Annotated in this window: 18 protein-coding genes; 7 read left to right on the plus strand and 11 right to left on the minus strand. The window is 36.8% G+C overall.

Annotated elements, in window-relative coordinates; translation table 11 throughout:
- Positions 1-103: 103 nt before the first annotated feature.
- Genes ACRD62_RS20615 through ligA form a run of 4 tightly spaced genes read right to left on the minus strand, consistent with a single transcriptional unit; the run spans position 104 to position 4,202 of the window.
- Entirely contained in the window at positions 104-694 is a 591-nt protein-coding gene (locus ACRD62_RS20615; RefSeq protein ID WP_430821994.1) for a penicillin-binding protein activator LpoB, read from the minus strand.
- Between the two features lie 49 nt (positions 695-743).
- On the minus strand, positions 744-1,628 hold the full coding sequence (gene dapA / locus ACRD62_RS20620) for a 4-hydroxy-tetrahydrodipicolinate synthase (RefSeq protein WP_430821995.1): 885 nt from the start codon (positions 1,626-1,628) through the stop codon (positions 744-746).
- Positions 1,629-1,634: 6 nt separating this feature from the next.
- Positions 1,635-2,183 carry a DUF6913 domain-containing protein gene (locus ACRD62_RS20625; protein ID WP_430821996.1) on the minus strand — a complete coding sequence of 183 codons (549 nt, stop codon included), beginning with the start codon at positions 2,181-2,183 and terminating at the stop codon, positions 1,635-1,637.
- 18 nt (positions 2,184-2,201) lie between these two features.
- The gene (ligA, locus tag ACRD62_RS20630; RefSeq protein WP_430821997.1) at positions 2,202-4,202 is read right to left on the minus strand and encodes an NAD-dependent DNA ligase LigA; all 2,001 of its coding nucleotides are present in this window, start codon (positions 4,200-4,202) and stop codon (positions 2,202-2,204) included.
- A gap of 263 nt (positions 4,203-4,465) precedes the next feature.
- Here ligA and ACRD62_RS20635 point away from each other — a divergent pair, with 263 nt between their 5' ends.
- A complete protein-coding gene (locus tag ACRD62_RS20635) occupies positions 4,466-5,704 on the plus strand; it encodes a cation:proton antiporter domain-containing protein (protein WP_430821998.1) in 1,239 nt (412 codons plus the stop codon).
- A gap of 60 nt (positions 5,705-5,764) precedes the next feature.
- Here the strand turns inward: ACRD62_RS20635 and ACRD62_RS20640 are convergent, their stop codons facing one another.
- From ACRD62_RS20640 to ACRD62_RS20650, 3 genes are all read right to left on the minus strand, one after another.
- Positions 5,765-6,328 carry a hypothetical protein gene (locus tag ACRD62_RS20640; protein WP_430821999.1) on the minus strand — a complete coding sequence of 188 codons (564 nt, stop codon included), beginning with the start codon at positions 6,326-6,328 and terminating at the stop codon, positions 5,765-5,767.
- Positions 6,329-6,534: 206 nt separating this feature from the next.
- Entirely contained in the window at positions 6,535-8,148 is a 1,614-nt protein-coding gene (locus tag ACRD62_RS20645; RefSeq protein WP_430822000.1) for a dipeptidase, read from the minus strand.
- A gap of 134 nt (positions 8,149-8,282) precedes the next feature.
- Positions 8,283-8,663, minus strand: a complete 381-nt coding sequence (locus ACRD62_RS20650) for a DUF1987 domain-containing protein (RefSeq protein ID WP_430822001.1) — start codon at positions 8,661-8,663, stop codon at positions 8,283-8,285.
- Between the two features lie 345 nt (positions 8,664-9,008).
- On the opposite strand from ACRD62_RS20650, the gene ACRD62_RS20655 reads away from it, so the two are divergent.
- The 5 genes from ACRD62_RS20655 (at position 9,009) to ACRD62_RS20675 (ending at position 11,932) form a co-directional block, all read left to right on the plus strand.
- The gene (locus tag ACRD62_RS20655; protein ID WP_430822002.1) at positions 9,009-9,428 is read left to right on the plus strand and encodes a hypothetical protein; all 420 of its coding nucleotides are present in this window, start codon (positions 9,009-9,011) and stop codon (positions 9,426-9,428) included.
- Between the two features lie 42 nt (positions 9,429-9,470).
- Complete coding sequence (locus ACRD62_RS20660) at positions 9,471-10,283, plus strand: hypothetical protein (protein ID WP_430822003.1); 813 nt, start codon at positions 9,471-9,473, stop codon at positions 10,281-10,283.
- Between the two features lie 79 nt (positions 10,284-10,362).
- Positions 10,363-10,713 (plus strand): DUF6686 family protein, encoded by a 351-nt coding sequence (locus ACRD62_RS20665; protein WP_430822004.1) that lies wholly within the window; start codon positions 10,363-10,365, stop codon positions 10,711-10,713.
- Between the two features lie 211 nt (positions 10,714-10,924).
- Entirely contained in the window at positions 10,925-11,428 is a 504-nt protein-coding gene (locus ACRD62_RS20670) for a flavodoxin (RefSeq protein ID WP_430822005.1), read from the plus strand.
- A 159-nt stretch (positions 11,429-11,587) separates the two neighbouring features.
- Positions 11,588-11,932 (plus strand): DUF2023 family protein, encoded by a 345-nt coding sequence (locus ACRD62_RS20675; protein ID WP_430822006.1) that lies wholly within the window; start codon positions 11,588-11,590, stop codon positions 11,930-11,932.
- Between the two features lie 50 nt (positions 11,933-11,982).
- Here the strand turns inward: ACRD62_RS20675 and ACRD62_RS20680 are convergent, their stop codons facing one another.
- From ACRD62_RS20680 to ACRD62_RS20695, 4 genes are all read right to left on the minus strand, one after another.
- The gene (locus ACRD62_RS20680; protein ID WP_430822007.1) at positions 11,983-13,818 is read right to left on the minus strand and encodes an efflux RND transporter periplasmic adaptor subunit; all 1,836 of its coding nucleotides are present in this window, start codon (positions 13,816-13,818) and stop codon (positions 11,983-11,985) included.
- 106 nt (positions 13,819-13,924) lie between these two features.
- Positions 13,925-15,184 (minus strand): TolC family protein, encoded by a 1,260-nt coding sequence (locus ACRD62_RS20685; protein ID WP_430822008.1) that lies wholly within the window; start codon positions 15,182-15,184, stop codon positions 13,925-13,927.
- Positions 15,171-19,058, minus strand: coding sequence for an efflux RND transporter permease subunit (locus ACRD62_RS20690; protein ID WP_430822009.1), 3,888 nt, complete (start codon positions 19,056-19,058; stop codon positions 15,171-15,173). The genes ACRD62_RS20685 and ACRD62_RS20690 overlap by 14 nt, the downstream gene beginning before the upstream one ends.
- Before the next feature lie 162 nt (positions 19,059-19,220).
- A complete protein-coding gene (locus ACRD62_RS20695; RefSeq protein ID WP_430822010.1) occupies positions 19,221-19,595 on the minus strand; it encodes an HYC_CC_PP family protein in 375 nt (124 codons plus the stop codon).
- A 275-nt stretch (positions 19,596-19,870) separates the two neighbouring features.
- Between ACRD62_RS20695 and ACRD62_RS20700 the strand changes: the two genes are divergently transcribed.
- Positions 19,871-20,296, plus strand: a complete 426-nt coding sequence (locus ACRD62_RS20700) for a hypothetical protein (protein ID WP_430822011.1) — start codon at positions 19,871-19,873, stop codon at positions 20,294-20,296.
- Positions 20,297-20,390: the final 94 nt, after the last annotated feature.

The raw sequence follows: 20,390 nt of genomic DNA on the forward strand, positions 1-20,390 counted from the left end.
GTCCCCTTCAGGGGATTTAGGGGTGACATAAAATGATATTTTATTACAAATTGAAACTAACGTTGTTTTGATGTTTAGTTTTTGGACACCCTCATTCAGAGTGTTATTTTGTAATATATTTCTTGATTTCTTTGTCACCAATCCAAATAACTTCGTTGGTTTCGAGATTGGATAATTCAAGATTAACTTTGTAAAAGTTAACACGTTCTTTTTTGTATGTGTCAACAATTGAATTGATATCACCATTTAACATGAAGTCAGCACCCAGTTCCTGTCCCCATTGTTTGGCAGTAGCCATGCTAGCAAATTCCTGCTGAGCAGCTCTTTCTTTTCTAAGCTCTTCTCTTTTATCACCTGCTTGTACCAGTCGAACACGACCACTGTTGATAAATGCTCGTTCTACATCTTTAATAAAGGTTTCAGCACTGATATGTTCGTGAGATTTATTGTAAATCAAACCAACCACCACCACGGGTTTATTTCCTGTTGATTGAAGATGATTGTCAATCCATGCTCCACCCAGGATCTGGTTAACCATTTCTTCTGCTACCAAACGCGAGTCGGTATCATTCCATCTTCCGCTTAGATCAATGGCTTCTTTGGTATCAACACGTTCCACTTTGTGAGTCATACATCCGCTAAGGATGCTTAATGCAAAAACTAATGTCAGGCTTAGATAAATTTTAGTCTTCATAGTAAGTAGTTTATTTGATTTATGCTTTTACAAAAAGCAGACCAAATTCTTAAAAATTGTTTAAAAATTTCTCTATAGCAATATAAGTTTCTTCTGTTACAGGTACAAGTGGTAAGCGTAAATTATTATCAATCAAACCACGTGCGTTTAACAGTGCTTTAATTCCAGCCGGATTACCTTCGCTAAATAAAAGTTGAATTATATCCAGTAAACTATAGTGGATTTTACAGGCTTCATCCAACGATTCATTTAAAGCTTCCCTAACCAATTGACTAAATTCAAATGGAAAGCCATTGGCTGTTACAGATATTACTCCATCAGCACCTAAAGCAATTAATGGCAGGGTAGAAGCATCATCACCACTTAAAACCATAAAATCATCAGGCTTTTTATGGATGATGTTCATTATCTGCATTAAGTCACCTGATGCTTCTTTTACAGCAATGATATTTTCAAAATCATTTGCCAAACGGATGGTTGTTTCAGCATTTATATTGCTTGAAGTTCGTCCGGGAACATTATACAATATAATAGGTACAGGAGAGGCTTTGGCTATTTCTGAAAAGTGCTGGTAAATACCTTCCTGACAGGGTTTATTGTAATATGGAACAACAGAAAGAATACCATCAATACCATCAAAATCAGTTTTGTTAATGGTGTCAACAATCCTGTTGGTATCATTTCCACCCATCCCAACAATGATGGGTTTTCTACCTCCATTGGCAGCAATGATGTGACGAACAACTTCACGCTTCTCTATTTCGCTAAGTGTTGAGGCCTCGGAAGTTGTACCCAGTGCAACCAGAAAATCAACCTGATTTTGGATAACGAAATGCACCAGACGATCGAGAGATTCAAAATCAATCTCTTTTCTGGAGTTAAAAGGTGTAACTAGAGCTACACCGGTTCCGCCTAGTTGATAGGGTGTTAGCATTACGTTTTATTTATTGTTGATAATTGAAAGGTAATGTATAATTTGTTTTTTCAATTCTTTTATGGTATCTCCTTTTTTTAATTCAATCATAAAGTCGAACATATCATTGTCGATATTGGCTCTGCCAGCTTTAAAATGTGCTTTAGATAATGAGCCAATGTAGGTTATTGGAAATAAAAAGTCATCTGTTAAGACAAATAATAAGTGAAAGGGGGTATCAATAAACCTGGTGATATTTTCAGATTTTGGAGCATAGAAGAAGCCAAAGTCCTTTTTGCAAACAAAGCTGTAGGTGTTATCACCAATGTAATCGTCGTCGCGTTTACTTTTATTTATATAACCCAGAAACTGACTCTTAATATTAAACTCTTTTAGTTCAGAGGCCAGTTCTTTAACAATTTTCAAGTTATCGGGTTTGGTTGCGTCAAACAAAATACCTGCTGTCTCAGCGGTTTGAAGGTTATGGATAGAAGCTTTGTGGGGTTGTTTACTGATTTCTCTTTTAAGTAAATAACCTGCTACTTTTTGCCTTAAATTATCGATGATATTGCTCATTATTGCTGTTATGCTTTTTTATTCAATCATTGATTTAAACTCTTCTTCGGAGATAATCTTAACGCCCAGTTTTTCTGCTTTAGCAAGTTTACTTGGGCCAATTTTATCTCCAGCTACAAGATAGCTTGTTTTTGACGAAACTCCACTCACATTTTTACCACCATTTTTTTCTATTAATGATTTTAGTTCATCGCGGGAGAAGCTGGCGAAGCTTCCGCTTACAACAAAGGATAATCCTTCCAGTTTATCAGAGTGAGTGGCAGTTTCTTGCTCTGAAAGCTCAAATTGCAAACCAATCTTTCTCAACTTTTCTATAAGAGTTTGGTTGTTCTCGTCACCAAAATAACCTTTTACGCTGCTGGCAATTCTTTCACCAATTTCGTCAACCTCGGTTAGCTCTTCCAACGAGGCATTCATCAGATTATCGATATTTTTAAAAGCCGATGCCAGTTTTTTAGCAACAGTCTCGCCAACATATCGGATACCTAATGCAAACAGAACCCGGGCAAAATTAACTTGTTTGGAAGTTTCCAGCCCGTCCAGAATATTCTGTGCTGATTTTTCACCCATCCGTTCCAAAGAGGAGAGTTGCATGGGGTGAAGGTTATATAAATCAGCCACATCATTTATCATTTGGTTTTTGTATAACAGATCAATGGTTTCGGTCCCCAATCCATCAATGTTCATCGCCTTACGTGCAATAAAATGTTCAACCCTTCCCTTCACCTGAGGAGGACAAGTAGCAGCATTGGGGCAGTAGTGGGCTGCTTCACCTTCAATTCTGATTAACTCACTGTTACATTCAGGACAGTTTTTGATAAACTCTACCTTAGGTGCATCGGCTGCTCGGGCATTCTCATCAACTCCAACAATCTTAGGAATGATTTCACCCCCTTTTTCAACATAGACCATATCACCCAAATGTAAGTCGAGTGATGCAATAATATCTGAATTGTGAAGTGAAGCACGTTTAACCGTTGTTCCGGCAAGAAAAACAGGATCGAGATTAGCTACCGGAGTTACAGCACCGGTGCGGCCAACCTGAAAAGTTACTTCATTGAGTTTTGTATAGCCTTGTTCGGCCTTAAACTTATATGAGATGGCCCAGCGAGGAGATTTGGCGGTGAATCCCAACCGACGTTGCTGATCAAGGCTGTTAACCTTTAGTACAATGCCGTCAATATCAAAAGGCAAATTATGCCGTTCAACATCCCAATGATGGATAAACTCCATCACTTCTTTAATACTTTTGCACAATTGAATATATGGTGGAATCTTAAATCCCCAGCTACGAGCTGTTTCCAGGTTTTCTTTATGGTATTGATTGGGTAATTCTTCGCCCAGCATATAATATAAGAAACAGTCTAACGGACGTTTGGCAACCTGTGAGCTGTTTTGCATTTTTAAAGAACCTGCAGCAGCATTCCTGGGGTTGGCAAAAGGTGTTTCACCAGCTTCTTCGCGTAACTCATTCAACTTGGCAAAGCCTTTGTGAGGTAGAAATATTTCTCCACGAATTTCAAAACTGGCAGGATAGTCTCCTTTCAACTTTAGCGGAATACTTTTAATTGTTTTTACGTTGGCAGTTACATCATCACCCTGCACTCCATCACCACGGGTAACACCTCGAACCAGAATTCCGTTCTCATAAGTTAAGCCAATTGCTGTTCCGTCGTATTTTAATTCACAAACAATTTCAAATTCCTCATCAGGTAATTGTTTGGCTACTCTGTTATAAAAATCCTGAATTTCTTCTTCTGAGTAGGTATTACCCAACGAAAGCATCGGGTAAACATGTTTTACCTGCTCAAAATCTTTATTGAGATCACTTCCAACACGTTGAGTTGGGCTGTTTGGATCGGTAAACTCGGGATATTGTTTTTCAAGTTCAATCAGGCGATGCATCATCTGATCAAAATCAAAATCAGATATGGTTGGTGTGTTAAGTACGTAATAATTATGGTTGTGTATATGAAGCTCCTCTCTGAGCTGATTAATTTCCTTCTGTATATCTGTCATCTCGTATAATGTAAATACTGGCGTATAAACAAAAATACAATTTTTGGAATAATAAAGATGGAAACAGGAATAAAGTAGAAAGGTAAAAGTTAAAAGTCAAAGGTTAAAACTCAAAAATTAAAAGATAAAACACAAAGCTCAATAGTTTAAAGCCAAAATGTAAAATTGTGAATTGCCGATGAATTACTAATTGTCACTACGATCAATTGATAATTGGCTCATCGATTTAATGAATTATATTTGTAATCCAAAACACATCCATCATGTTACTCGACTTTGCACTGATCATTCTGTCTGCCCTCTTGTTAAATTATTTATTTACTCTGTTGAAGTTACCGGGTATATTAGGAATGATTTTGACCGGTATTCTTTTGGGGCCAAGTGTATTTGATTTAGTTGATCCGGAAGTATCTCTTTTTTTGAAGGAGTTTAAAACAGCAGCTTTGATTGTTATCTTAATCAGGGCTGGCTTGGGAATTAACAAAAAAACCTTGCACAAAGTAGGGCGTCCGGCTATTAATTTAAGCTTTATTCCTGGAGTATTGGAAGGAACAACGGTATTACTGGTAGCTCATTATATACTTGGGTTTTCGTTTATTGAGGGAGGAATGCTGGGATTTATCATTGCTGCTGTATCTCCTGCAGTGGTAGTTCCTGCCATGTTAGATTTGAAAGACAAAGGTTATGGAGAGAAGAAGGATGTTCCAACTCTTGTTTTGGCTGGTGCTTCGGTGGACGATGTTTTTGCCATTACTATATTTGGGGTATTTACCGGGTTAGCGGCAGGAAATTCAATTGATTATGGACACATCTTTTGGAGTGTTCCGGTAGGTATCTTGCTGGGTGCATTATTGGGAGCTTTAATTGGTTTGTTATTAGTCCTGTTTTTTAAACGATATCATATTCGCGATACAAAAAAAGTGATCATTTTTATGATTGTAGCCGTGGCTTTTTATGAATTTACCGAATGGGAATCATTAAAAGAATTTGTTCCCTTGGCTGGTTTGCTGGGGATTATGGCCATTGGTTTTATGATTTTAGAGAAATATAATAAACTGGCAAATCGCCTTTCGGCCAAGTTTAATAAAGTATGGGTACTAGCCGAAATTTTGCTATTTGTATATATTGGTACTGAAGTACAAATTTCACAATTAAACTCCTCGTTGATAGGTATTGGCTTATTAATTTTATTATTGGGTTTAACTGCCCGAAGTATTGGTGTGTGGATTTCGTTATTACGATCAGAATTAAATTACAAAGAGCGTTTATTTAGTGTGATTGCCTACCTGCCTAAAGCTACGGTTCAGGCTGCTATTGGTGCTGTGCCATTAACTCTGATTGGTGAAGGAAAACTGGGAGATGTAAGTACCGAAACAGGTCAGACTATTTTGGCTTTAGCAGTATTAAGTATTGTTGTTACGGCACCTATCGGAGCCATTGGAATTAAATTATCCGGACCACATTTGCTTGAAAGGGGAGAGGGTTCGATGGATAAAGTATAATACAAAACACCCCGGATAAAGACCTATATCTTATTCCGGGGTGCATTTAATAGGGAGAGGTTATTTCACAGCAATAAGTTCTTCAATATTATTTAAGGCTGCTTTTTTAATTAATTCCGCCATTTCATTATCACTATTAAAAAGTGTGATTCTACTATAATCTTCAATCAGAAAATTGTAATTGCGGTAAACAGCATGCTTGGATGTTGTTCCGTTAGAGTACAATTGTCCGTAACTAAGGTCAAAACCATTAATTGAGTTTTTTGACTCGTGATTCAGATTTGTAAAAGTTAACCGTATACCATTTTCATAGTTTACTTCGAGTTTGTAGTTAATATAACCATTAAAGGTATAAGCCAGATCGAATGGATTTTTTGATAGGGTCAATGGTATCTGACCTTCAATGATCACTAAATTTTTTTCTTTGCATTGCGCACAAACATTAGCGTTAGTTTTTTCAATAAGAGCCAATGTTAAATTACTTACAGTTTCTTTTGTTTCCGATGGATTATTTGTCTCAATTTCTTTTGTGAAAGTTAATGCATCCTGTGCTTTAACAGGATTAATAAGTATAGTGAATAAGATCACCATTATACTTAACCGAAAGGTTGTTTTCTTTTTCATTTGTGTTAGATTAAAAATTCCTGTATTAAATACTACACACAAATTTAATTGGGCAACATGAAGTTAATTTAAGCTGAAACTAAACGAATGGTTAAGCTTTTAGAGACACTTTAAGTAATTGTTAATAATTCATAAATGGTCGTTTTCAAGAATAAAAAAGGTGCAGTTGTTGAACTACACCTTTCATTTTAAGACTATTATATTTTTTAAAATCCCATTCCAAAACGACCCCAATAATAATTTTCAAGATCATTCCATTTATAAATCGTTGCACCTGTAAAATCAGTAGTGTATCGATTCAGCAATTCCGGTATATCTTCTTTTTTTTCTTCTTCCAATAATTTATTTACCTTTTTTTCAAGCAAAGCTCCATCATTTATGCCTTTTTCTTCAAAATAAGTTACTTCGTTCAATATAGCTTCTTTGGTTTCCTGCCAGGCTAAAGTAGCCAGCTTATTTGCTTTGCGGTATTTCCAGATAATAGCATCTTCACGATATCTTTTCTGACCACAATATTCAAATCCGGGAGGTAATTTTGTTGTGCCTGCATAAATTGGAATTCTTGGGCTTTGGCCAGGATTATCAAAAGATAACCATGCAACACCACCTACTTCATCAGGCAGCCAATCGCGTAACTGTATAATTTCGGAATAAGAACACCATGAAACAGCTACCGTTCTTTGAAAAGTAATGGCAGTTGAATCAAGATAATTATAGGTATTGCGGGCTGCCCCTGTTAGCCATGGATTAGCAATTGGCGACTTAACTGTATCCTGACTAATTACCTTACCTTCTTTATCACGTTTTTTCTTTATGGTTTGAATATTTTGGGTCATGTCATATTCTGTACCTTCATATGTCTGACGATACAGAGCCATAACATCTTGCACACTAACTGGTTTATCGGGTTGAACAGAAAATGGTAATTCAGCTGCATCATAGCTCAAATTAAGAGAGGGTGCCAGTTTACTTAAAATAAAGAATTCCCTGATGTTGAATGGTTTTTCATTGTCGCCATATGCTTTCCAGAATTTAAAAGGTTTTTTTCCATCCCATCGTCCTAATGATTTAGCTACTGAAAAAACATTCTCAGAAGCCATAAAGTGATCTTTATCCTTTAGTTTGAGTTCTCCAATGCGCGATATATTCGCCGATACGCCTACATGTCCTTCCGGAATGCGCTGTGCAGCCCACACGCCACCTATTTTATCAGGACCTTCACCAAAAATTTCTAGTTGCCAAACTTCTTTCTTATCGGCAATGGTAATACATTCACCCCAATCACCGTAGCCGTATTCTTTTATCAGCTGACCAATAAGTTGAATGGCATCGCGGGCAGTTGAACAACGCTGTAGAGCTATTCTTTCCAACTCTTCAATTAAGAACATTCCGTTTTCGTTTACCAACTCTTCCGGACCGACTATGGTTGTTTCACCAATGGCTAGCTGTTTTTCATTCAAACATGGGTAAGCAGTATTTAAAAAGGCAAAAGTTTGTTTGGCTTGAGGAATCAAACCAACTTGTTTTACATTTCGCATATCCCAAGGGGTTTCTGTTCGTAGCTTACCTTTAAAAATTGGGGTAGTAGTATCGTTTTCAAAAGTTTCGCCTTCTTCCATGGTGATCCAGGTTCTATATCGACCATCACAGGTATGGCTGGTTATTACCGATCCATCACTCGAGGCTCCTTTACTCACCATGATTGATGTACAGCTTTCTCCAAAATAAGGTTCATTCTTCTGATCATAAATGCTTTGAGCATTTACTATTGAAGACAGGCTTATTAGGCCAATTAAGACAAAAAGGCATTGTTGCTTCATACTTCTTTTCTTCTAGATTAAGATTCAAGTTGCAAAATAATGATTTTGGTTTTAGTGAAAGTATCGTCATTAAATAAAAAGGGTTCGCAAATTGAACATGCGAACCCCAGATTGTCTGATATTTTAATGTTTGGTTAATTAAATTCAATGATATTTATTGGAATATTGATGATTGCCTGATAATCTTCACCAGCCTCAATCATATCGAAATCATCACTTTCGCAAATCCAATTGATAATTATTTTGCGATTTTTATCAGTTAAACTTTCAAATTTTCTAAAGATATCTAATAGATATATTGATGACCTTGTATTAAAATATTCTAATTGAATATTGAGTTCAGTCTTATCTAATGGATGATCGATGTATTCATCAATCCACTGGATAATAGGATCAAATAAATCAGAACAATTCTCAGGCGTTAACTTGCCTTTGAATTCAATCAAACCATGATCATAATCCAGTTTAATAAATGGAGTGGTCCTGGTTGGTTCCTTTAAAACTATTTTATCCATTTTTCGAACTTTGGTTTTTTAAATAAATACCATTCCCGATACTAAAATTTAAAGATCGTCTATTTAACTTATAAATGCAAATGTTGATGACGCAATTGAGTTAGGTAATAGGTTAAGAATATATATATTCCTATTCAAATTATAATTCAAAGGATATAATTATTCGTGTTTATGTTTTAATCTTGATTTGTTATATTGGTTGAAAATCAATGTGTAATAGTTGTTAATTTATGCTTGAACAATCATGTTGATTTATCCAACAAACAGAATTGTTAATTAAGTAAAAATATTACTTGATAAAATTGCTTACTTTTCTTGTCGTAACTTTTAATTAATTTATTGCTTATGTATCGTCGCGATTATATACTTCGAATTATTGAACAGATAGCCCAGTTTATTGCTCGATTATTAAAACTTCAGCAAGAAGAAAAAATTGATCAGGCGTATGATTTTCTGGTAAATCATTCTGACAGAGTTACGGGTTTTAAATATGATGTGTTTCTAAAAATGAGCCTGGAAGAATTCGAGCAACATCTTGATAAAAATGAGATAAATGATGCTTACCTGGATACTTTAGGACAATATTTATTAATATCTGCTGATGTTTGTCTTCGGTTAAAGAAGGATGAAGAAGCTATTCATCAACTTGAAATGGCTCGGTTTTGTTTTACTGAAGCAGAACAACGGTTTCAGAGTTTTTCATTCAACCGGCAAATAGAAATTGAAAAAATGAATCAGTTAATGCTACGTGCCGGTATTGTTTAAATTGTCATAAGGTTGATTAATTTAACAACTAAACCTTATTTTATGAATTCACTAAGAAAGCTCCAGAGCAGTCTTTTGCTCGTTTTTACTGTTATTTCTTTTACAAATGCTCAGGATCAACTTATCAAGACAAATAATGATACAATTCATTGTATTGTTAAGGAAATTGGTGATCTGGAGATTAAATTCACGAAACCTGATGTTAGTGAAACCATTGTATTTGGTATTGATAAATCGGATGTGTTGAAGATTATACTTGCAAATGGAAACGAGATTAATTTTAACCTTGCCATAACAGATCCGGAGAATTATGCTGCTGACAATAAGAATATAATAAAAACAAATTTTCTCTCACCCTTATTTAATCATGTTAATATTTCGTACGAAAGAAGTATTCGACCCGGTCAAAGTATCGAAGGTTCATTAGGAATTATTGGGGTAGGAAACGATGTTTATAATACTGATGAGAGTGGCATGTTTCTCAAATTTGGCTACAAGTTTATTAAAAGTCCTGATTATTACATTCGAGGACAACGATATGCGCATATATTAAAAGGTGCTTATATAAGACCGGAAATAGCCTTTTCGTATTATAGCTATGATTACGAAGTAAGCGACTGGTATTATGGTACAACAGACTTGTCAAGGGAGACGAATGTAATGTTTGCTTTTTTGTTAAACTTTGGTAAGCAGTGGGTTATTGATAATGGTTTTGTGGTTGATACTTTTATCGGTGTCGGTTATGGTTTTGGTACTGATGATAAAAATTATGGTTTGCATAAAGGTTTTATTGGAGGAATTGAAGAGTTTCCTATGGCTTTATCCAGTGGAGTACGCATAGGTTGGTGTTTTTAACCGAACAATTGCAAAACCCCAATTAATTGTGATTGACTGATGGTTTTATAATATGCAAATTCGAATAAACGAATTAGTTATGGATAAAGTCATCAGTCAAACAAGTAACGGAAGAGTTTTTTTGTGCTCTAACTGCGATAAGATTCACATCGAATTTTATCATTTTCTTTTCTCATTTGATGAAGAAGCCTACGATTTCTTTAAGAATAACATTACTAAAATCGACGGTAATTATTTCGAAAATGTCAATTCAGGACTTCATTACAGACGTAAAATAATTGTGCCTTTGGGACATCGTAATGTTTCGATGATGTTAAATCAGAAAGAACTGCGTGAATTACAATTATTACTATCTCAGCGTACCTATAATTGCCTGGTAAATACATTCCTGTCAGTCAAAGAAATTGGAATGCCTATTGCTGCTAACTGAGGTTGTGAAATCAATAAAGTACCAATATTTGATTAACTATATATAGGGATTCTAAATTCTAATTGCATGTAATTTAAATCTTTATGGCTTTGCTGGGATTGATGATTGTGTTATATCCTTCTCAAAAAGCCCAATAATAGGTGATTGATTTGTGTTGTCGACCTGATTAGTTTTGCTTTTGTAATTTGACAACTTAAAACAAATTAAGCCGATGAAAAAAACAGCTATACTTTACGGTTCAACCACAGGTAATACAAAATCGATTGCCAAACTGATAAATCAATGTCTGGATAATCAGGCTGAGGTTAAAGATGTTGATGATTTGACCGCTTCTGATATTGAATCATACGAATGTTTAATTCTGGGAACAAGTACCTGGGGACTAGGTGATTTGCAGGATGATTGGGATTCGTTTATCACCGAATTAGATAATGCAGACCTGGAAGGAAAAACCATTGCTTTATTCGGGCTGGGTGATGCAGCCTCATATCCTGATACTTTTGTGGATGGTATGGGTACTATTTACAAAGCAATTGTTGATAAAGGATGCCAAATTGTAGGTGCAGTTTCAGCTGATGGTTATAGTTTCGACGCCTCTTCAGCAGTAATAAATAATAGCCTTGTGGGATTGGCTATTGATGAAGATAACGAAAGTAATAAAACGGAAGAAAGGGTAAGAAAATGGGTTGATTTAATACTTGCAGGTTTGAATTAATTTACCATAATCCTTTTGGTATTGAATTATTAGTGCATAGGTAAGTACAATTGTAGAACAGGTCATTACTGCATAGATCAAGATTAGTGTTAGGTTTATTTTATACGTGTTTGGAAAATGCCAGCAGTAACGATCTGTTCTTTTAATAAAGAGTATGTTATGAGAGTATTTTGTCATCATATTTATGAATATAAAAAGGGTTTAAGAAACCTGATTTTACATACTATGGCAGCCAAAGATGTTGATATGGCTATAAAAAAACTGGAGTCAAATGAGATTGATTATTTGATTCAATCGGTAAGTATTAATAAGGTAAATATATTTTTTGGAGCTAAAGAATGTGTAGATGTAATCAACTGTTTTTGCCATAAAAGTCTGAATGAATTATCACCTGAAGAAGACTTTATTTTGGGTACTTTGTTGGGTTATAATCAGGTTGTGCAGTGTGCCCGGTATTTAAAAAATAATGAAAATGCAAGTGCATCGCTGAGGAAGGTTTCATAATTAAACCAGTCCGTTAATACGTTAACAAACTGGTTTAATTGGATATTTCTTTATGGTCTGTCATATAAACAGCACTCCGGAAGTTTGTTATAGACCGAATCAGGTGCTTTTGCAATTTCGGTATCATGACCAACCGCAGCAATTGCTTTGTGAACGGTATGAATGTTTAATGATGGGATACCTTCAATAGATATCATCTTGGTTTCTTCATTCCACTCAGCACTATTAACGCCCTCGACTTTCGAGGCAGCTTCTTCAATTCGATCTTTACACATTCCGCAATTGCCAAACACTTTGAAGGTATATGTTTCATTTCTAGTTGCTGACTCTCCAAAATCGTTCCGATCATATTTACAGCACGAGTGAAGATTATCATACGATTCTTGCGTCGCCTTTTCTAATTTGGTATCATATCCGGCAGATGCTATTGCCTTGTGAATAGTTGTGAGATCTGTTTCGTTAACCATGTAGTTAACTTTGAATGTTTTGGTATGCTTATTCCATTCAGCAAAATGAACGCCTTTAACTCCTTTGGCAGCAGTCTCAATGGTTTCTTTGCACATACCACAATTACCAGCTACCTGAAATGAATCTTTCTTCATTTTCATGCTCATATCCATGTGGTGCATATCGCTTTTGGATGAATTCATCATGCTTTGTTTTCCTTCCAATTGTGCCGCGGCATCAATTTTAAATACTCCGTTGGCAGCAATTACTTCACCTTCTTCAAGACCATCAGCTACCACATACGAATCATCAGCTTCGGGTCCCAATACAATTTCACGATAAAGAAAAGTAGGTTGTTCCCGTTCTTCTACCTTTACATATGCAACTGCTCTTTTACCCGTCCAAAGCACTGCCGATTTAGGAATGATTAATGCATCATCTATCGATAATTTTGATTCGACATAAGCGGTGACAAACATTCCGGGTTTTAAGTTTCCATTAGTATTAATTACTTCGGCTCTTACTTTCGCAACCCTTGTTTGAGGGTTTAGTATCGGATCGATAAAACTCACATTTGCTTCAAAGGTTTTACCCGGTTGAGACTTCGCACTGAAGCTAATTTTATCTCCTTGTGTAATCCATGGCAGATCCGTTTCATATGCATCCAATTGAATCCAAACCTTACTAAGATCGGTAATCTGAAACATATCGGTTCCTTCTTTCACATAATCGCCCTGTGCAACATTTCGTGACGTGACAGTGCCGCTTACAGGCGAAAGAATATTAAAATGAATAATTGGATCACTGGCGTTTTCTATTTCGCTGATTTGTTGAGGTGTTAAATCCCATGCGGACAACTTGGCTTTGGCAGCTTTGTATAACGCCGGGTTGGTTTCCTTTAATGCAGCAGCCTCAATTAATTCGCGTTGAGCACTCACCAGTTCAGGGGAGTAGATAGTAGCCAAAGCTTGTCCTTTACGTACATTTTGCCCGGTAAAATTGATGTTCAGCTTTTCAATTCTCCCACTAAAACGGGCGGTAAGCTGAGCAATTTTTCTTTCGTCAGGTTCAATCTTTCCTTGCAAATATTCTTTTCTGATGGCTTGTTTTTTTACCACTTTTACCGTTTGAATATCGGCCAGTTTAATAGCAGCCTCGCTCATTGCAACTTCATCTGGATTGGCATCATCACTGCCTTGCATCGATTTTAATGGAATCAGATCCATTCCACAAATGGGACATGAACCTGGTTCTTCCTGTTTTATCTGTGGATGCATCGAACAGGTCCATGTGGTTGATTCTTCAGCATGATTGTGTTGATGTTGTTGCGTTTCTTCTGAATGAGATGGTTTTATCATCCAGCCAATTAGCAGGCCGGCCAACAAAGTGATGAGTACCGCTTTGTAATTCGATTTTATATATTGAAGTATCTTTTTCATAATATCTTTTTCAATTGTTTTTTACTGTCGATAGTCAAACATTTATTTAAAAATCTACTGACTACTGCCCCCCCCGATAGCTATCGGGGTAACTAACAGACCAATATTATTTTCCCATTAAATAGTTGATAAAAGCAATGGAGGCCAGTTTGTCTGTTCTGGCTTTTTCCAGTTCCAGCTGATATTTCAGCATTCGTTTTTGCATACGAAGCATCTCTTCAAAATTGCTGTTTTGATTGGCATACTCAGTTTCAATAATTCGCAAGGATTTGGATGACAGTAATATCTGCTTATTAAAAAGCGTTAATCGACGCTCAGCATCGGTCATTTCATTATAACTTTTCTCCAGAATATTTTCCAGAATATTGATCTGATTACTTTTGTTGTTAGTTACTGACTCTTGCTCGTAAATCACTTCCTGCACCATACTCTTATATTTTTTTCGATACAGTGGAATGCTAAAACCAATCTTAGGAAATAGTATTGCATCCTTTCCTGAAAGATTATTTTCACCTTTACCTATAAAAGTATAGTCGATGCCAATATTAAAATTTGGACCACCAGCTTTTTTTGCTGTTTCTTTTTGATAATCAAGTGCAGATGTTTTTAAATCCATCGAAAGTAAAACATGGTTTTTTGCCTTTATGGAATCCATTATTGCTTCTTTACTCAATAATAAATCAGTTGAAATAATGGTGTCACCAACTGAAATCTCCGAAGTGGTACCAATCAGGTTCTTGAAATTGGTTGTCAATAATGATTGAGTATCTTTCAATTGAGCCAATTCATTTTCGAGGTCATTAACTTCCATTTCAATTCGGTATTGATCAGCTGCTGATACCTTACCGGCTTCCACTTTAGCCGTAGCCACACGTTGAAAGGATTGCAGAATACTCATATTCTCCCAGGTGATATCAATAGCCTTTTTATTGAAATAGATATTGTACCAGTTGGCTTTAACTTCCTGAAACAACTTTGATTTTTGTTGTTCAAATATCTCATATTGAGCCTTTGCATTAGTGATGGCAGCATTTTCTCGTGCCTGCAAAGTTCCAAACCAGGGAAACATCTGCGAAGCTGATATTTTAAACTCCTGCGGACCTACACGAGTCTCAACAGGTTGGATAAAATAAGCAAAAGCGATCTGAGGATCGGGCAAGGCAGATACCTGAGGAGCTTTTTCCAATGCAGCCATATATTTATTAAATGCCGCTTTCAACGCTGGATTGTTTTCAGCTGCCAGTGTCAGGTAATGATCCAGATTGTCTTGAGCCTGAATATTACCGCCAGTCCATCCTAATAAAATCAAAAGAATGCTCATTGCACTTTTTGCTATTGTTTGATATCTTGATTTATTTGGTTTCATGGCTTTCTCCTTTCATCGTTTTAGATTTCCATAAATAATACAGAACCGGAACCACAAACATGGTTATTACTTCGATGGTCATACCTCCGAATAACGGAATGGCCATCGGCACCATAATATCTGATCCCTTACCGGTTGAGGTAAGAACCGGTAATAATGCAATAATGGTGGTAGCTGTGGTCATAATAGCCGGACGAACACGTTTGGATCCGGCTTCAAGAATCAACTTCTTCAAATCGGATTTGTTTTGAGGATTGTGTTTTTCCAGTAATTGCTGGATGTAGGTACTAATTAATACCCCGTCGTCGGTGGCAACACCAAACAATGCAATAAAACCAACCCACACAGCCACACTCAGATTGATGGGTGTTATCTGGAATAAATCCTGTAAGTTAATACCTGCCAGAGTAGCATCCATAAACCAGGGTTGTGCATATAACCAAAGCATGATAAAACCACCCGAGAATGCAACTATAATTCCTGAAAAAATCAGCGCTGTTGATACTACAGATCGGAATTGAAAATACAGAATCAGGAAGATGATCATTAGCGAAATGGGTATCACCAAACTTAGGCGTTTGGTTGCCCTTATCTGATTCTCATAATTACCCGTAAATTTATAATTGACACCTGCCGGTAATTCAAAATTACCTTCAGTAATCTGATTTTTGAGATAAGCCTGAGCATGTTCAACCACATCTACCTCGGCAAATCCATCTTTCTTATCAAAAATGACATACCCAACTAAAAAGGTGTCTTCACTTTTAATCATCTGAGGTCCTCGGGTATACTGTATATCTGCTAACTCACCCAGTGGCACCTGAGCTCCATTATCTACCGGAATCAAGATGCTTTTCAGATCTTCAGGATTATCACGAAACTCACGTGCATAACGCAGTCGAACCGGATAACGTTCGCGACCTTCCACAGTGGTGGTTAATGGCATACCACCAATAGCACTGCCAATTACCATTTGAAGCTGACTGATGCTCATACCATATCTCGCAATGGCATCCCTGTCTATCTTTATTTCAAGATAAGGTTTACCAACCACCCGATCGGCAAATACCGACTGCGGATTTATGCCTTCAACATTCTTTAGAAGACTTTCCAGTTTCAAACCTGTTTGTTCAATACTTTCCAGACTTGGTCCAAAAACCTTGATTCCCATGGGGGCTCTCATTCCGGTTTGTAACATCACCAAACGTGTTGAAATAGGCTGTAACTTGGGAGCTGATGTTAAGCCTGGAATCTGACTCCTGGCAATAATTTCATTCCAGATATCATCCGGCGATTTAATTTCATCGCGCCATTGTCTAAAGTATTCACCATTTTTATCGGTGATCAGATAATCAGCAATGTTTGCTTCAATTCGTTTTATTTCCTTTTCTGATAAGGAAACTTTTTTCCACTCATCATTATTCAATGATTCAATCAGATGATTATCCTTATCATATCTGTATTGTGAGTCTTTGCCCAATGGTTGCAGGTTCAGGAGAAACATTTCATCCTTATCAACTTTGTAACGCTCGCGATGCCCTTTGTCATTCAGAATATATTCCGATTTGTAATTGATTACATTCTCGTACATCGAAGTTGGGGCAGGGTCGAGGGCTGAGTTAACGCGTCCCCATTTACCAACTACCGATTCAACTTCGGGAATGGAACTAACTCTTTGGTCGAGTAAACGAATTACATCCAGATTCTCAGCAATGCCTGAGTGAGGCATGGTTGTTGGCATTAATAAGAAAGAACCTTCATCCAGCGTTGGCATAAATTCTTTACCGATACCCGGAAATTCTTCACTTAAAGAAATGTAAGCACCCGTGTTTTGAATGAATTTTGGCATAAAACCAAATACTTTACCAAAGCCTTGCCATACCATCAAGCCAAATAAAATAATCACTATCGGAATGGAAATGAAGGTGGCAATATGATTCAAACACCAGCTTAGAATGCGCTCGTAATAATAGATTACCAGCGATAAAGCTCCCAGAACCATAGAAACAATTAATATCACAAACAGGAAGTTTGCAATGGTCGAATTCTGCGCACCTAATGGCATCCATATTTTTGTCAGGAAGAACACAACTACTACCAAACTGATGGTAATGTTTACAAAATTGCCCCATCGTTCATAAGTGGTTGGTTTTAATTCTGATAATAAGCCGTTGATACCAAAAGCAGAAATGGCCAAGGCAATCAAATTACCTGAAATAATAGCTAGTATAATTCCGGCCGCTATTAAAGCAATGTTCACAAATGCTTTATATTTCTTCTTATCCGTTTTGAGTGAGAAAATCAGGTTTGCCAAACTTGGAATGATAATCAGTCCAACCAAAAGTGCCGACAACATGGTAAACGTCTTGGTGTAGGCCAAGGGTTTGAAGAGTTTTCCTTCGGCTGCCTCCATGGCAAATACCGGTAAAAAGCTGATTACAGTGGTGGCCAGCGCAGTGATAACCGCTCCGGCTACCTCTGTTGTAGCAACGTAAATTACCTGACGGAGTTGTTTTCCCTTTGCCCCTTTATTTTCAGGTAGATCAAGATGCCTTATAATATTTTCGACAAAGACCACGCCGACATCAACCATAACTCCGATGGCAATGGCAATACCCGATAATGCCACAATATTGGCATCAACACCAAAGTGCCTCATGGTTATAAATGTGATAAGAACACCCAATGGCAATAAACTGGATATTAATAAGGAAGCCCTGAGGTTGAACACCAATACGATCACAACCAGTATACTGATTAGTAATTCAAGGCTGATGGCTTCTTCCAGTGTCCCCAGTGTTTCTTTGATTAAACCCGTACGATCATAGAAGGGAACCAGTGTTACCTTTGAAACTGTTCCGTCATCCAATGTTTTAGATGGAAGTCCGGGAGCGATTTCGGCTATTTTTTCTTTTAGGTTATCAATGGTTTTCATGGGGTTGGCACCGTATCGGGCAACCACAACGCCACCAACAGCTTCGGCACCGTCTTTATCCAATCCACCACGTCGGCTTGCAGGACCGAAGTTGATTTTAGCAACGTCTTTTAATTTTACCGGAACATGATTTCTAACCTTTACAACACTGTTCTCAAGATCTCTAATGTTTTTAATGTAACCGATGGCTCGCACGAGGTACTCGGCCCGGTTCACTTCCAAAGTGCGAGCACCAATATCGAGGTTACTGTTTTTTACCGCTGCAATAATTTGCGACAGATTAACGTCGTAGCCCTTCATGGCAAATGGATCCACATCTACCTGATATTCTTTTATGAATCCGCCAATGGAAGCCACCTCGGCAACGCCTTCGGCAGATGATAAGGAATATCGCACATAGTAGTCCTGAACGGTTCTTAATTCCTGCGGATCCCAACCTCCGGTAGGATTTCCTTTTTTATCCCGACCTTCCAAGGTGTACCAATAAATCTGACCTAAAGCTGTGGCATCAGGCCCTAAAGCAGGTGCGACTCCATCGGGTAATGTGCCGGCAGGTAAGGAGTTCAACTTTTCTAAAATACGTGTTCGACTCCAGTAGAACTCAACATCTTCATCAAAAATGATATAGATGCTCGATAGTCCGAAAATGGAGTTGCTTCGAATGGTTTTAACACCCGGCATACCCAAAAGAGCCGATGTTAACGGATAGGATATCTGATCGTCGATATCCTGTGGCGACCGTCCGGGCCACTCGGTATAAACTATTTGCTGGTTTTCGCCAATGTCGGGAATGGCATCAACGGGTACCGGATCGCTTGGTAAAAAGCCGGTATTCCAACCAAAAGGAGAAGTGATGATTCCCCAACTGATAAATACCACTATTACCAGGAATGTTACCAGCTTATTTTCCAGAAAAAAGCGGATAATTTTATTTAGCATATCAAAATGATAATATGGTTACTGAATTGATTTTAATGCGCAGACCATATAATAGAACATGTAAATCCATTATGAAGATCTACTCAGAATACAATAGGTTGACAATAAACTACTGCCTTCTGACTCCCCGATAGTTATCGGGGCAAACAAACTCATTAAATATCAATTCAAATAAGATTGAAGAAAAGAAAGGCGTTTGCCTAGAGGAGGCGGTGGGGGAGAAGCTGTTATTTCTACAAAATCTTCTGTTTCTTCCTCTATTACATCAGAAAAAAGAAAGATAACAGGAGCTATGTATATGAATGGAACAGTTATTTGTGCATCTGTCACCATGTTAAAATCATCTTCCACCTGAAAATGATGAGTTTCGTTATGACAACATTTAGATGTTCCTTCGTTACTACAACAGCTCTTAGCCTCTTTATTAATACTTACATCCACTAATCGTGTACCACAATAATGTTTTGATACGGTGAATCCCATGGTGGAAGTCATCAGTACCAATGTCATTAATATATGTGTGATTTTTCGGATCATGTTAAAACAATTACTACAAAGTTAAACATTACAATTTTAAAATGGTTTATAAAAGCCTGTTAAGGTGTTGTTAATAGTTAACTTACTCATTTAAAATTGGGCTTTGTATTCACCCTTAGCTCTTGCAATGTTTACACAACAAATGCAACATCAGGTATGGAATTATTGTAATCAAATGCAACAATTTTGCTATATCAATATACTTGAATAGTGTGAAATTGGTTATCGGATTGAATCACTCTCAACATTTTAAAAGTTAACTAAAATTTGACATTATGAAAGCTAAATCATTACTTATGATATGTGCTTTATTGTGCATTTCATTCACTCAGATTAATGCTCAGGATAATCCAAATGCAGCCATTCAATTTTGGGCACAAGGAACCTATTGGACGCCTGTATTTTGTGGAGGTGAAATGGTTGATAATTTGGAAGGAGGTACAATAAGAGTACATGTTGTTTATCGTTACAAAGATGGAAATTTCTTTAAAGAAATAGATCAGATTAAGGGCGAAGTAACCAGCAATAAGACAGGAGAGGTTTTTCAGATAAGGGAAATAGATAAGACTTACAAAGAAGATGTGTGGTATGTAACCTGGCATTATAACCTTATCGGAAATCAGGGGAGTCATTATATTGGAACAATAACCTATAATTATTCAAATGGAGCAATAACCTTTGATAATACTGTTTGTAAATAATTTGATTAAATAACAAATCAAACAGGTTGATTTGATCCATCATGAAACCCGTCAGGCATGTTTGTTTGATGGGTTTTTTATTTAAAAAATTAAT

It is taken from the genome of Carboxylicivirga caseinilyticus (genome assembly GCF_050589785.1).
Lineage (GTDB): Bacteria > Bacteroidota > Bacteroidia > Bacteroidales > Marinilabiliaceae > Carboxylicivirga > Carboxylicivirga caseinilyticus.